The organism is Dongia sp., from assembly GCF_041910485.1.
Taxonomy (GTDB): domain Bacteria; phylum Pseudomonadota; class Alphaproteobacteria; order Dongiales; family Dongiaceae; genus Dongia.
Genome location: NZ_JAYRQR010000052.1, coordinates 1 through 13,143 on the forward strand (window position 1 = coordinate 1; position 13,143 = coordinate 13,143).

Sequence of the window (13,143 nt, forward strand, 5' to 3'; positions counted from 1 at the left end):
GCCACCTCGAGAAAGGCGCGTCTGGCACCACGCGCCGCGGCATCGCCCATCAGCCGGTCGAGGAGGGCGTGACCGAGTCCCTTGCCGCGGGCGGACGGCAGGGTTCCCAGCAACAGCAGCTCGACCTCGTCAGCAGCCTGCAAGGTCAGGCCGAAGGCAAGCGGTGCATCGGCGTCGCTGGCGATGAGGGAAGCGGCACCGGGCATGGCCAGAACGTCGCTGAAGGATTTCTCCGACCAGGGCTGGTCCCAGCCTTCGGTGAAACACAGGCGATGGAGCTCGGCGAGGAGGGGCGCGTCGAAGAGCCCGGCGCTGCGGAAGCTCGGTGGCATCATGCGCCGGCAGCCGGTTTGGGCTTCGAGACGTCGGCTTCGCGGATATAGAGCGGCAGCGGCTTTTCGGCATAACGCGCTTCGCCATCGGCCGCGAGGCGCAGGATGCTCAAGGCGTCGCCGGCCGCCGGATGAAGGACGGTTCCGGGGGCAAAGGGATGCGGCCACAGGCCCGTGCCATCGCCGGTCACCAGCGCCGGCGGTGCCGCTGCGATGTCGGCTGCAATCTCGGGGAGCGACATGAAGCGCGGCGCTGCGCGGTAGCGCAGGGCGGTATCGAGGCGGGCGAGATAGGGTTCGTCGCGCCGGCTGTCGATGAGGACCAGGATGTCGCCGGTGAGATTCGCGCGGATGTCAGCGGGCACGGTTTCTGCCGCCGCGCGGAAATTGCTGATGCCGATGACCGGGCAGTCCAGGGCCAGGCCCAGGCCCCGCGCGGTCGCCAGCGCGATGCGGAGCCCTGTGAACCCACCGGGGCCGATGCCGGCAGCAATGAGGTCGAGATCGGCAAGGGCGATGTCGGCCAGGTCTGCGACACGCTCCAGCATCGGTACCAATTGCGCGGCGTGGCCATGCTTCATCACCAGCTTTTCCTGCGCCAGGACGACAAGCTCATCGCCGCCCGCCCGATCATTTCCAGCCCGATCATTTCCAACGCGGCCGATCGCCGCCGAGCAGGAATCGCCGGCGGCGTCGAGGGCCAGGATCAGGCGGGCGGGCTTTTGGCCATCGGGCATCGTCGGGTCCGGATCGTTAAGGGCGTTGCATGTCGCCGGCGGGTCTATCTCGCCAGCGGGCAATCTGCTAAAGGCGGTTTAGAACGCTGACGCAACGGTGGCAAGATGAGCCTCATTGAAATTACGCCGCAGGAATTCGACCTCGATATTTCGCTGGTCTATGCGACGCCCGACAATCTTTCCGGCAAGATCATTTACAGCAATGCCGATTGCTATCTCCAGGAGAAGGCCGCCGACCATCTGCGCAAGGCCGTCCACCTCGCCCAGCCGCTGGGCCTCCGGCTGAAGATCTTCGACGCCTACCGCCCGTCCGAGGCGCAATGGGCGCTGTGGAACGCCCTGCCGGACCCGGAATTCGTCGCCGATCCTAGGCGCGGCTCGCCCCATACCAGGGGGGTCGCCATCGACCTTACCCTCACCGATGCGGCGACGGGGCAGGAACTGGAGATGGGGACGGGCTTCGACGAGGCGGTGCCGCAATCGCATCACGGCTCGACCGAGGTCCCGGTCGCGGCCCAGCGCAACCGCTTCATCCTGATGGGGATCATGATGGCGGCGGGCTGGGACAATTACAAAAACGAGTGGTGGCACTACCAGCTCTTCAACAGCCGCGACTATCCGCTCATTGAACAGGCGCAGCTGAAGCGGCCGATGGTCACCGCCGCCTGATCCAGGCTAGGCCTAATCCGCGACGGCGTGGAGTGCCGGCCCGTCGCTCACCGGCCCGTCGCTCACTGGTCGGCGCGGCTTCCGGAGCAGCAGCAGCAGCGGCAGGGCGCACAGCGTCACCCACATCATCAGCACGAAATCGTCGATATAGGCGATGCCGGCCGCCTGGCGGTTGAGCTCGGCGTCGAGGGCGGCAAGGCCCGCCGTGGAATCGAGCGACCATTGCGGCGGCGCATAGGGCGCATGCATCAGCGGGTTGAAGATGTTGACATGCTCGCCGAGGATCGCGTGGTTGATCTGCGTGTTGCGCGAGAGCAAGGCGGTGACGATCGAGATGCCGATCGAGCTGCCGATATTGCGCATCAGGCTGAACATCGCCGCCGCTTCGGTGCGGAGATGCGGCGCCAGGGTCGAGAAGGTGAGGGTGCTCAGCGGCACGAAGATGAGGCCGAGGCCGAGCCCCTGGATGATGCCGCTCTCGACCAGCATGTATTCGGTGACGTCGAGGTTGAAGCGCCCCATTTGCCATAGCGAGAAGGAGGTGAGGGCGAGGCCGAAGAAAATGAGGATGCGCGTATCCACTTTTCCCATCAGGCGGCCCACCAGCATCATCGAGACCATCGTTCCGAATCCGCGCGGCGCCAGCAGATAGCCGGTGGTGACGACCGGATAGCCTTTCAAGTGCTGCAGGAAGGGCGGCAGCAGCGCCATCGTCGCCAGAAGAATGATGCCGACGATGAAGATGAAGACGAGACCCACCACGAAATTGCGGTCGAGGAAGAGATGCCGGTCGAGGAACGGGCGGTGGTGCGTCAGCATGTGGGCGACGAAAAGATAGAGGCCCAAGGCCGCGATGCCACCTTCGATCACGATCTCGGTCGATTCGAACCAGGCCTGCAGCTCGCCGCGGTCGAGCATCATCTGCAGCGCGCCGATGGCGATGGCGAGGAAAGCGAAGCCCAGGAAATCGAACGGCCGGTCGGGGTCCTTCTGCGTCTCCGGCACGAAGGCGAGAATGCCGGAGAGCGCCAGGATGCCGAAGGGCAGGTTGATGAGGAAGACCCAGCGCCAATTGTAATATTCGGTGAGGAGCCCACCCAGGGTCGGCCCCAAGATCGGGCCGATCATGACGCCCACACCCCACATCGCCATCGCCTTGCCGTGCTTTTCGCGCGGGAAGGTGTCGAGGAGGATGGCCTGGCTCAAGGGCACGAGGGCCGCGCCGAAGACGCCCTGCAGCAGGCGATAGAGCACGATCTGATTCAGCGTGAAGGCAGCACCGCATAGCAGCGAGGCGGCGGTGAAGCCCACCACCGACCAGACGAAGAGCCGCTTGCGGCCGAAGCGCGTGGCGATGAAGCCGGTGGCCGGCGTCATGATGCCCGCCGCCACGATATAGGAGGTCAGCACCCAGGAAATCTGGTCCTGGGTCGCCGACAGCGAGCCCTGCATGTGCGGCAGCGCCACATTGGCGATGGTCGTGTCCAGCGCCTGCATGATGGTCGCCAGCATCACCGAAACGGTGATGAGGGCCGGCGATGATTTGCCCGAAAGTGACATGGCGGTCGGCTGCGGCCTTATTCGACGCCGACCCAGGCCGCCGCCGATTTGATGAAGCCCGGCAGCAGGCGGTGATGCTCGGTGTCGATGTCGACGACGGCGCTCATGCCGGCGCGCAAGGGCTTGTCGGCCCCTTCCGCCGTGGGGAGGATATGGAGGCGCACGGGTATGCGCTGCACCACCTTCACCCAATTGCCGGTGGCGTTCTGCGCGGGCAGCGCGCTGAACTCGGCACCGGTCGCGGCGCCGATGCTTTCCACGGTCGCCGCGAAGGTGGTGCCGGGATAGGTGTCGACGCTGATCTCCGCCTTTTGCCCCGGCCGCACGAAGGTCAGGTCCGTTTCCTTGAAATTGGCTTCGACCCACATCTCCTTTTCCGAGACCAGGCTGAAGACCGGGCGGCCCGCCGTCGCATAATCGCCGGGGCGCAGATTGTCGATCTGCGAGATGATGCCGTTGTCGGGGGCGAGGATCACGGCATGGCGCAGGTCGCGTTCCGCCGCGTCGACCTTGGCCTGGGCAGCGCGGATGCGGGGATGATCCTCAGGCCTCACATCGGGATCGCCGCCGAGCTCGGCGAGGATCCGGTGCATGTCCTCGCTGATCGAGGCGACCTGGCGCTGCGCCACGTCGCGCTCGTTGCGGGCGGCGTCGAATTCCGATTCCGAAATCACCTTGCCGGCGATGAGCTTCTGGCGGCGGTTATATTCGCGCTGCGCCATGCCGAGCGTGGAATTGGCCGCTTCGAGATCCTGCTGGCGCTGGCGGTAGCTGGCCTTCAAGGCCGCGATCTCGTTCCCCACCGCATCGAGATCGGCCTTCGCCTGGGCGAGGTTGATGTCGAGCGGCTCGGTATCGAGGCGCAGCAACGGATCGCCGGCATGGACGGCCTCATTCTCATGCGCCAGGACCTCGGTGACGCGGCCGGAAATATCGGTGCTGACCTGCACCATATGCGCCTTCAGATAGGCATTGTCGGTATCGACGAAACGGCCGCCGGTCACATAGACGTAGAGCGCACCGGCTGTGACCAGCGCGGGGACGGCCCCCAGCAGCAGCGGGCGGCGCCAGCGCTGCCAGGCCGACCGGCGCGGCGCAAGCTCGGTGGTTGTAAGCGGGGTGGGATTTCCATCAGGCATTTGTTGCTTCTCGGATCGTGGGAGCGGCCGCAGCCGGCCCAGGGTTCTGCTCGGGATTCTTCAGGGCATTGGCAAGATTGGCGCGCATCTGGATGAGGTTGCGGTAGAGCGCCTCGCGTTCGCTGTCGGCGAGGCCCGCCAACATCAGGTCGCGGGTCTCAGCGCCGAGGATCTGCATCTCAGCGAGGATCGGGCGCGCCTTTGCGGTGAGATAGATGAGCCGCGCGCGGCGGTCCTTGGGGTCGATGCGGCGCTCGATCCAGTCTGCTTCCTCCAGCCGGTCGAGCAGGCGCACCAAGGTGATGGGCTCGACATCGAGGACGTCGGCGATGGCGGCCTGGTTCGATCCCTCGTTGCGCGACAGATGCGCGAGGACCGACCATTGCGCCCGGGTGAGACCCAGCGCCTTCGCCCGTCGGTCGAAATCCCGCCGCATCAGCCGCGCCGTGTCATAGAGCAGGAAGCCGATGCTGGGTTCCGTCGGATCAAAAGGTTTGTTCACGCCACACCTCGTTACTAGACGAGGCATAATATAAGCTAGCTTATTATATGTTCAAGCAGATGATTTTAGAATATTAACTAATTGATATTGCTGCTATTCCATCGCCACCCCACCAATCCGCCGCGAAATGGTCTGCGATTGGGGCGTGAGGAAGGGGAACCTGCTTCTTAAGGGAATCTTTGCAGCTGGCGTGATTTCTGCGCCGCATCAATTCGGCGCCGCGCCGAAGAATCAGACGAAGTTGACTATCTTGGCTCTATCGGGACGCTACCGCAGAATTACAGACACATCGTTCCTCCAGACCTGCTCGCCGGCTGTCGCCGACTATTATCGCTATTGGGACGGCAAGCGCCGTGGCCGGGCGATGCCGGCGCGGGCCGATCTCGATCCGCTGGAGATGAAGCCCTGGCTGCCGGGAATCATCCTGGTTGATATCTTCTCCTATCCGGACCGGATGGTTTACCGGCTCGTCGGATCGCAATCGGTCGAGATGCGCGGGCGCAATGTCACCGGCCTCACCGTGCAGGAAGGGTTTCACGGCCCCAGCCTTGATGAAGTGATCGAAAACTACCGGCTGGTCGTCACCGAACAGAAGCCGGTCTACGACATCGAGGGGCTCTATTCGGCGAACGGCAATCTGAAGGACAGCGAATCACTGCTGCTGCCTTTGTCGAGCGACGGGGTCACCGTCGACAAAGTCATCATCTATATCGTCATCAATCCCGTGCTGCACGATCTGCCGAGCTTCTGATCTGCTGTGACGGCTAAATCCAACTCGGGCGCGTGGTGGGGGCCAAGCCGGATTCCGCTGCATCGGCACATTGGGCGAGACTGCCGAAGCGGACGGCACGCTGGGTGAGCCCCGGCGCGTAATGCGCATATTTGCCGGAATTGGTCATGAGCACCTTGGCCGTCGGTGGGAAGACCGGCTCCGAGATCGAACACCAGCAAAGATCGGGCACGATTTTGACGCCGGCCGCTTTGAGGGTGGCGGCGGTGCCATCAGCTTCGATCGACGCCAGCGTCGCGCGGCCCAGCGTGATGATGGCGGCAACGGTTTCATGCACCTGGCGGCCGGCGATCAAGGCGGCAAAGGACCGGCACTCGGCCGCCGAGAAATGCGGGCTGCCCAGCGCCACGAGATCGATCTTCTCGGGACCGGCATTGAACTGATCCCAGAGGCGACGGAAATCGGCGCCATCGATGCGAACAGTCTCGGCATCTTCGACCGGCGGCAGATCGGCTTCCGGCGTGATGCCGGCAATGTGCAGCATGGGTGCGGCCGACGTAGTGCCGAAGGCGCCGCAGAGTGCCTTGAGATCGTCTTCGCTCGGCGCGCATTTTTCGAGACCGCGGATCAGTGGAATGCGATCGGGTGCCGCGCGGCCGACCAGCCAACCCAGCATGGGCCAGAAGGCATCGTCGGCGCCTTGGGGTTTCGCGACGTCGATGATGAGGCGCGGGCGGCGGTTCTCGGGAAGATAGACGCCCGATTGCGGTGCGCGGCCGGTCAGCGCCATGCAGAGGTCGAGAAAGTCGGGATGCTTCACCGTGCGTGCGCCCAGCACGCTGTTGGCATAGATGACGGCATTCGATTCCGCCCAGGCGATATCCTCGCCCTTCGCCGGATTGTCGCCCAGCAAGTAGGGCGCGCAGGTGAAGCTGGGTCGGGCGCCCATCTCGACATAAGCATCGGCCAGACGGCTCGCCGGCCCGCCGAAACTTTCGGCAACGCCCTGCGCCCGCCAATTGGCGTGATCGACCGAGATGGCGTTCATCGTCGTCGGCACGGCGACGCGCCCGCCCATATCGGCCATCTTGCGCGCGAAGGTGAGGAAGGCAGGCCCGGCATAGATGCAGCCGTCGATATGGACGCGGCTGATGTCGGTCAGCTGTTCGGCCCCTTGCGCGGCAGCCATGCTGCAGATGATTTCCATCGCCGTCCGCGCGGCAGGGCCATTCTCGCCCGCGAGCAGGGCACGGTCCCCTGCCGTCAGCTTGAGAGCGGTGCCATTCACCGGTGTCAGGTCGATCCGCAAATCGCCGGCAACCAGTTGCGTCGGCGTGATCGACGCGGTTTCCTTGCGGGCAACGGCCTCATAATCGTCCGGCGTCAGGCGCAGCACCGCAATCTTGCGGTCGAACATCTGGCTGGCGACGAGGGCGCCCAGGGTGAGCACATCCTCGGCCTCGCGGAAGATGAGTGCCGCAGGCGCGCGACCAACCAGGGCAAGGCCCAGCAGGACACCGCTGCCGGTACAGGAGCCACGGCTGGTCGGCATCAGCACGACACGCCCGGCGAGCGATTGCCCATGCTGCGGATGGTGGGCGTCGATGATAGTGCCCGTTTCGGGATCGACACCGCCCCAGAAACTGAGGCCCTGTTCGCAGACAAGGACCGGGCCGGCAATCGTGGCGGGAACGATGATCCGTGCCATGATTTTCTCGCCCTGTCCTCTTGCCGTGGGGGGGGCTATTGGCGCCGGTAGTCGAACTTCCGCGCCAGCCAGCAGCCGAGTTGCAGGCCCGTGACCTTGCCGGCGCTGTCGCGCTGCAAATCGATGGTCCAATCGCCGGGCGGAAAATGATCGATCCCGCGCGGACAGGGCATGACCCAGAGATCGCGGCCGATCGCTTCCAGCTGTTCCATGCGCCCGTCACCGAGAGCACCCGAGCAAGCTGCATAAAGCGCGCCGCCGGCATCGGCGATGTCGAGTGTCGCACCAAGTTCCGCGCAATGGTAGGTGCCGGCGAAATCCGCCTTGGCCTCGCCGTTTCGCGCGACCAGCAGTGAGCGCTGATTGTCGGCTGGGATGTCGAGCCAGATGCCGTCAGTGGTGGGGCGGATACGTGTGCCCGATCGATCCTGCACGGCCGAGCCGTCATCGAGAAGCGTCAGGGTCTCGGGGCCCGTCGCATAGTGCAGCTGGATCTGCCGCGGTCCCGACTTGGTCAGGCGAACGGAAAGGCCGGTTTCAGGTTCCAGATAGGTACCGAGCCAAGCGGGCGCCGGCAGTGCGCTGCCCTCGGCCGGTTTCTCGATGCCGAGGATGGCGGACAAAATTTCGTCGGCAGCGGCACCCGGGCTTGCATCGTGATTGAACATGACGACGACCGAAAGGCGCTCGTCGGCCAGGTGGACGCGTTGGCTGCGCCAGCCGCGCAAGGCACCGCCATGCCGTGTTGACTGACGGCCGGACACGGTTTCTCGCGCCAGGCCGTAGCCATAGCCGGCGACGGCGCCATCATTGAAGGTGACCGGTTCCGAGATGCGGCGATAGAGACCCTTCACATCGTCGCGCGTCGCGTCGATGAAGGCCTCCCAGGCAATCATGTCGTCGAGCGAGGCGCCGATCGAGGCATCGCCGCCGGACCAGAACATGCCGTTGGCGGCCGGGCGGAAGCCGGTCGCAACCGTGCCTTCATAGCCGTCGGATCCGTCCGGCATCGAGCGCGTGTCGGCGGCGATGAAGGCGCTTGTCATGCCGACGGGACCAAAGATGCGCGCGCGAATGAGCTCGGCATAGGAGCGGCCGGTGCGGGCGGTGAGGATATCGGAGAGGATGCGGAAGTTCTGATTGCAATAGGAATAGCGCGAACCCGGCGCGAATTGCCTGCCGCGCGTATTGTTGATGAGGCGAGCCGTCTCGCGATCGGCGAAGGGCGTTTCAGCCAGTCCGCCCATCAGCATGGCGACGGCCCAGTAATCCTTGAGGCCCGATTGGTTGTGGGCCAGCTGCTGGGCGGTGGGGATCGCACCTTCAAGATGCGGCAGGCGTGCCTTCACATCGGCATCAAGCACGCTCATATCCGGAAAGGCGTCGCGGATGAGGGCGCAGGTGAAATGCTTGGTGATGGAGCAGATGCGGAACAGGGATTGCGGCGTGAAAGGCAGTCGCCGCTCCAGATTCGACCAGCCCCAAGTGTGGCGCACGATCGGCTTGCCATCCTTCAGAACGGCGACGGCGCCGCCGGGTCCGGCATAGGTCTGCGGCAGAGTATTGAGAACCCGGTCGAGGCGGGCGGCAAACGACATGATCTGATCCCGGATGGTGTTGGTGCGATAGGTTCAGCGCCGCTTGCGACGGCGGTCAAGCGAATCCGCCAGCAGGCAGAGAATCTCGAACATCAAGGTCGCGCCGACCAGGGCCGTGTTGCCGGTCTGGTCGAAGGGCGGCGACACTTCGACGACATCGCCGCCGATGAGGTCGAGCCCCTGCAGGCCCCTGAGCACCGTCTGGGCTTCCAGCGTCGTATAGCCGCCGATTTCCGGCGTGCCGGTGCCCGGCGTAAAGGCCGGGTCGATGCCGTCGACATCGAAGCTGATATAGGTGGGGCCGTCGCCCACCACGCGGCGCGCCTCGGCGATCACCTTCTCGACGCCGATCCGGGCGAACTCCTCCATATAGATGACGCGCATGCCGCTGCTTTCGGCAAAGGCCATGTCGTCGGCGCTGTAGATGGAGCCGCGGATGCCGATCTGCACCGTGCGCTTGGGATCAAGGAGGCCTTCCTCGACCGCGCGGCGGAAGGGCGTGCCGTGGGTATAGAGATTGTCGCCGAAATAGCGGTCGTTGGTGTCGGAATGGGCATCGAAATGGATCATGCCGACGGGGCGCTGGCGGGCGATGCCGCGAAAGATCGGCAGCGTGATGAGATGATCGCCACCGGCCGAGAGCGGCACGGCGCCGGCGGCATGGAGCTTGGCATAGAAGGTTTCGATCCGCTTCAGCGCATCCATGAGGTCGATCGGGTTGACTGGGGCATCGCCGAAATCGGCGACGCGGGCGAGTTCATAGGGCGCGATGCGGCTGACATGGTGCACCTTGCGCATGAAGCTCGACATGTTGCGGATTTCGCGCGGCCCGTGGCGGGCGCCGGCGCGGTTGGTGGTGCCGCCATCCCAGGGCACGCCGATGAGGGCGATGTCGACCGCGGCCGGGTCGGTCATGTGCGGCAGGCGCATGAAGGTCGGAATGGCGCCGAAACGCGGAACGATGACGGCGTCGACGGGTTGCGGATTGCTGTTCTGGCCGCTCACGATGCTTCTCCCCAAATTCAGTCGGGCGGAGCATACAAGGGCGGAACCGGCAAAGTCACGGGCCAATGGCGCAGGCAAGATCGGTGCAGTGGTTCCCTAAGCGATGCGGCCCCCTAGGCGACTCGGTCCCCTAGGCAATCCGGCCTGTTAAACAATCCGGCAGGCCTCGGCAAAATCGAGGCGCGGGTTGCGGGGATGGAGTGCCGCCTTGTCGCCATAGCCGATATTGCAGATGAAGTTCGACCGCCAGCTGGTGCCGCCGAAGAAAATCTCATCGACCTTCTTCTTGTCGAAGCCAGACATCGGCCCGCAATCGAGGCCCAGCGACCGGCAGGCGATGATGAAATAGGCGGCCTGCAGTGTGCTGTTGCGAAAGGCGGTCTCCTCGATCGCGGCGGGCTTTCCGGCAAACCAGGAACGCGCCGTGGGATCGTGGAAGAGGCGCGGCATCAATTCATAGAATTCCATGTCCATCGCGAAGATCGCCGTCACGGGTGCCGCCATCGTCTTGGCACGGTTCCCTTCCGAAAGGCACGGTTCGAACTTCTTCTTTGCCTCCGCACCCTTCACGAAGAGGATGCGCATGGGCTGGGAATTGCCGCTGGTCGGTCCCATGCGCGCCAGTTCATAGGCCTGCTGCAGGAGAGCATCGGGCACCGGCTGCTGAAGCCATTTCGCATGCGTGCGCGCTTCGCGGAACACGAGGTCGAGGGCGGCATCATCGAGCGGGCGGGGTTGGCTGTTCATCTGGTCGTTCCTGCTTGGCCCAAGAAGGTGGGCATGAATCGAAAAGGGCGCCGCTGGGGCGCCCCTTTCTTGTCTTGGTGATCGGTTCAGACCGGCCGGACTTCGAGGACTTCCGGCACATAATGGCGCAACATGTTCTCGATGCCCATCTTGAGGGTCGCGGTCGAACTCGGGCAACCCGAGCAGGAGCCCTGCATGTGCAGATAGACGACGCCGTCCTCGAACGAGTGGAAGACGATGTCGCCACCGTCCTGCGCCACGGCCGGGCGCACGCGGGTCTCGAGCAGTTCCTTGATCTGGATGACGATCTCGTCGTCATCCTCGTCGGTGGCGGCCGGTGCGCTCTCACCCTCGCCCAGCATGACGGGCTGGTTGGTGGTGAAATGCTCCATGATGACACCCAGGAGCGCCGGCTTCAGCAGCGCCCAATCCTTCTCGTCGGCCTTGGTCACGGTGACGAAATCGTTGCCGAGGAAGACGCGGCGCACGCCATCGACGCCGAACAGGCGGCTGGCGAGGGGTGAACGCTCGGCACCTTCGGCGCGGGCGAAATCGGCGGTGCCTTCGCCCATGACGGCGCGGCCGGGCAGGAATTTGAGGGTCGCCGGATTCGGCGTCTCTTCGGTCTGGATGAACATGGCGGAACTCCGCTGAAAAAGAAGCTTCTGTTGGTCCCCAAGGTAGCGCGCGCGGCCGGGCCTTCAACCCTTATTTTGCGCGGCACTTTCACCCCTAATGGCAATGTGGTCACAGGGCTTCTAGCCGGGCAGAGAAATTTCGGGGTGCAGCCATGCAGGTATTTCTCCCTGCCGGGCCTCTTTTTGGTTAAGCTGTGACTGCCTAAATAGCATTCGCATCCTTGCCAAGGCTTCCTGAATGGCCACGTCGCCGCAACCGCATATGCCCGCCAATGACGACGATCTCAGCGACGGCATGCCGCGGGTCATGCAGCCGCGCGAGGCCAGCTCTGCGCCGGCCGCAGATGTGCGGGCGCGGCGCGATGGCGCATTTCGTCCGGCAAAGGGCCCGCACGCCGATCCCAGCATCGCCTCGCCCCATATCGTGCCGCTGGTGGCCCGTGCCATGGCGGGCGAAGCGTGTCTCGGCTGTCCGGCGGTCGAGCAGGCGTTCAGGTGGCTGCTCGATGAAGGCCGCCTCATCGGCGATCTCGGCGAGCTGGTGACGTCGCTCGCCCACCTCCTCAGCGACAATGGTTTCCCGTTGCTGCGCTTCTTTGTCTCGGTGCGCACGCTGCATCCGCAGATTGCCGCCATCGGCTATGCCTGGAGCCGCGGCGACGAGCAGGCGCGCCGCGTCGCCCGCGACCATGCCGTTCTCTCCAGCCCCGAATTCCTCACCTCGCCGCTGCGCATTCTCTATCAGGGCGACGAGCCGGAAATCCGCCGTCGCCTGACCGGTCCGGAAGCGCGCTTCGACTTTCCGATTCTCGAGGACATGAAGAAGGCCGGCGCCACCGACTATGTGATCTTCGCCATCCGCCTGCCGGGCGGCGTGCGGTCCTCGGTCTCGATCACGACCGATGCGCCGCAGGGTTTCCAGGACTTCCAGCTGGACTCCTTCCGCACCCTCATCCCGCTTCTCAGCCTCGTCATCGAAGCGCGGGAATGGGCCTATATCGCGCGCTCCTTGATGCATGTCTATCTGGGGCAAGGGGCGGGCCAGGCGGTGCTCTCAGGGCAGATCCAGCGCGGCGATGCGCGCACGATTGCGGCCGCCATCTGGTATTGCGACCTGCGGCATTTCACGCAGATGTCGAACGAGATGCCGCGTGATCTCGTCATCGCGACGCTCAACGATTATTTCGACACGATCGCGAAGCCGGTGGTCGAGCGCGGCGGCGAGATATTGAAATTCATCGGCGACGCCATGCTGGCGATCTTTCCGATGGAGGACGATCTCGACCGCGACAACAAGATCCGCATCGCCCTCGACGCGGCGCTGGGGGCGCTTGATGGCCTGCGCGACCTCAACGAATTGCGCATGGCGAACGGCCAGCCGGCGCTCCATGTCGGCATCGGGCTCCATGCGGGCTCGGTCTCCTATGGCAATATCGGCGCCGTGCAAGGCGAAGATGCGCGGCTCGATTTCACCGTCATCGGGCCGGCGGTCAATCTGGCGACGCGACTCGAAGGGCTTTGTCCGCAGCTCGACCAGCCGCTTCTGGCCTCGCGCCAGTTTGCGTCCGTTTGCGGCTCCCGCCTCAAGTTCCTGGGGACCCATCCGGTGCGCGGTTTCGCCGAGCCGCAGGATGTTTTCGGTCTTCCTTAACTGAATATCAGTTAATCAGCGGATTTGCTGCAATGCGGCAGTCGATCTGAAAGAAAAACCATTTCATTTCAATATATTAACGGCAGACCGACTGCGTTAACAGATTCATGTTGCGCTGCGGTATTAG

At 64.4% G+C, this 13,143-nt stretch carries 13 protein-coding genes; 3 read left to right on the top strand and 10 right to left on the bottom strand.

What is annotated here, in order from left to right:
• Both ACE3PP_RS17775 and tsaB read right to left on the bottom strand, forming a co-directional pair.
• On the bottom strand, positions 1-335 hold a 335-nt coding region (locus ACE3PP_RS17775), incomplete at its 3' end, for a GNAT family N-acetyltransferase (RefSeq protein WP_374384600.1).
• Positions 332-1,069 carry a tRNA (adenosine(37)-N6)-threonylcarbamoyltransferase complex dimerization subunit type 1 TsaB gene (tsaB, locus tag ACE3PP_RS17780; RefSeq protein ID WP_374384601.1) on the bottom strand — a complete coding sequence of 246 codons (738 nt, stop codon included), beginning with the start codon at positions 1,067-1,069 and terminating at the stop codon, positions 332-334. The genes tsaB and ACE3PP_RS17775, both read right to left, overlap by 4 nt.
• Before the next feature lie 105 nt (positions 1,070-1,174).
• Between tsaB and ddpX the strand changes: the two genes are divergently transcribed.
• Positions 1,175-1,738, top strand: a complete 564-nt coding sequence (gene ddpX / locus ACE3PP_RS17785) for a D-alanyl-D-alanine dipeptidase (protein ID WP_374384602.1) — start codon at positions 1,175-1,177, stop codon at positions 1,736-1,738.
• Between the two features lie 12 nt (positions 1,739-1,750).
• Here the strand turns inward: ddpX and ACE3PP_RS17790 are convergent, their stop codons facing one another.
• From ACE3PP_RS17790 to ACE3PP_RS17800, 3 genes are read right to left on the bottom strand one after another with little or no spacing between them, the layout of a single operon-like run.
• Positions 1,751-3,298 (bottom strand): DHA2 family efflux MFS transporter permease subunit, encoded by a 1,548-nt coding sequence (locus ACE3PP_RS17790; RefSeq protein ID WP_374384603.1) that lies wholly within the window; start codon positions 3,296-3,298, stop codon positions 1,751-1,753.
• A gap of 17 nt (positions 3,299-3,315) precedes the next feature.
• Positions 3,316-4,437, bottom strand: a complete 1,122-nt coding sequence (locus ACE3PP_RS17795) for an HlyD family secretion protein (protein WP_374384604.1) — start codon at positions 4,435-4,437, stop codon at positions 3,316-3,318.
• The gene (locus ACE3PP_RS17800; protein ID WP_374384605.1) at positions 4,430-4,939 is read right to left on the bottom strand and encodes a MarR family winged helix-turn-helix transcriptional regulator; all 510 of its coding nucleotides are present in this window, start codon (positions 4,937-4,939) and stop codon (positions 4,430-4,432) included. Before ACE3PP_RS17800 ends, ACE3PP_RS17795 begins: the two co-directional genes overlap by 8 nt.
• Positions 4,940-5,189: 250 nt before the next feature.
• Here ACE3PP_RS17800 and ACE3PP_RS17805 point away from each other — a divergent pair, with 250 nt between their 5' ends.
• Complete coding sequence (locus ACE3PP_RS17805) at positions 5,190-5,690, top strand: PAS domain-containing protein (protein WP_374384606.1); 501 nt, start codon at positions 5,190-5,192, stop codon at positions 5,688-5,690.
• 13 nt (positions 5,691-5,703) lie between these two features.
• On the opposite strand, the gene ACE3PP_RS17810 is transcribed toward ACE3PP_RS17805, so the two are convergent.
• The 5 genes from ACE3PP_RS17810 to ACE3PP_RS17830 form a co-directional block, all read right to left on the bottom strand.
• Positions 5,704-7,377, bottom strand: a complete 1,674-nt coding sequence (locus ACE3PP_RS17810; RefSeq protein ID WP_374384607.1) for an aconitase X — start codon at positions 7,375-7,377, stop codon at positions 5,704-5,706.
• Positions 7,378-7,412: 35 nt separating this feature from the next.
• A complete protein-coding gene (locus ACE3PP_RS17815; RefSeq protein ID WP_374384608.1) occupies positions 7,413-8,975 on the bottom strand; it encodes a D-aminopeptidase in 1,563 nt (520 codons plus the stop codon).
• A gap of 33 nt (positions 8,976-9,008) precedes the next feature.
• Complete coding sequence (gene speB / locus ACE3PP_RS17820) at positions 9,009-9,980, bottom strand: agmatinase (RefSeq protein WP_374384609.1); 972 nt, start codon at positions 9,978-9,980, stop codon at positions 9,009-9,011.
• A gap of 147 nt (positions 9,981-10,127) precedes the next feature.
• The gene (locus ACE3PP_RS17825) at positions 10,128-10,727 is read right to left on the bottom strand and encodes a malonic semialdehyde reductase (protein ID WP_374384610.1); all 600 of its coding nucleotides are present in this window, start codon (positions 10,725-10,727) and stop codon (positions 10,128-10,130) included.
• Positions 10,728-10,813: 86 nt separating this feature from the next.
• A complete protein-coding gene (locus ACE3PP_RS17830) occupies positions 10,814-11,365 on the bottom strand; it encodes a NifU family protein (RefSeq protein WP_374384611.1) in 552 nt (183 codons plus the stop codon).
• A 238-nt stretch (positions 11,366-11,603) separates the two neighbouring features.
• Here ACE3PP_RS17830 and ACE3PP_RS17835 point away from each other — a divergent pair, with 238 nt between their 5' ends.
• Positions 11,604-13,016, top strand: coding sequence for an adenylate/guanylate cyclase domain-containing protein (locus ACE3PP_RS17835; protein ID WP_374384612.1), 1,413 nt, complete (start codon positions 11,604-11,606; stop codon positions 13,014-13,016).
• Positions 13,017-13,143 lie beyond the last annotated feature (127 nt).

Excerpts from the sequence above, each read along its gene's own strand:
- tsaB (WP_374384601.1), bottom strand. The coding sequence starts at position 1,069 with ATGCCCGATGGCCAAAAGCCCGCCCGCCTGATCCTGGCCCTCGACGCC.
- ddpX (WP_374384602.1), top strand. The coding sequence starts at position 1,175 with ATGAGCCTCATTGAAATTACGCCGCAGGAATTCGACCTCGATATTTCG.
- ACE3PP_RS17790 (WP_374384603.1), bottom strand. The coding sequence starts at position 3,298 with ATGTCACTTTCGGGCAAATCATCGCCGGCCCTCATCACCGTTTCGGTG.
- ACE3PP_RS17795 (WP_374384604.1), bottom strand. The coding sequence starts at position 4,437 with ATGCCTGATGGAAATCCCACCCCGCTTACAACCACCGAGCTTGCGCCG.
- ACE3PP_RS17810 (WP_374384607.1), bottom strand. The coding sequence starts at position 7,377 with ATGGCACGGATCATCGTTCCCGCCACGATTGCCGGCCCGGTCCTTGTC.
- ACE3PP_RS17815 (WP_374384608.1), bottom strand. The coding sequence starts at position 8,975 with ATGTCGTTTGCCGCCCGCCTCGACCGGGTTCTCAATACTCTGCCGCAG.
- ACE3PP_RS17825 (WP_374384610.1), bottom strand. The coding sequence starts at position 10,727 with ATGAACAGCCAACCCCGCCCGCTCGATGATGCCGCCCTCGACCTCGTG.
- ACE3PP_RS17830 (WP_374384611.1), bottom strand. The coding sequence starts at position 11,365 with ATGTTCATCCAGACCGAAGAGACGCCGAATCCGGCGACCCTCAAATTC.
- ACE3PP_RS17835 (WP_374384612.1), top strand. The coding sequence starts at position 11,604 with ATGGCCACGTCGCCGCAACCGCATATGCCCGCCAATGACGACGATCTC.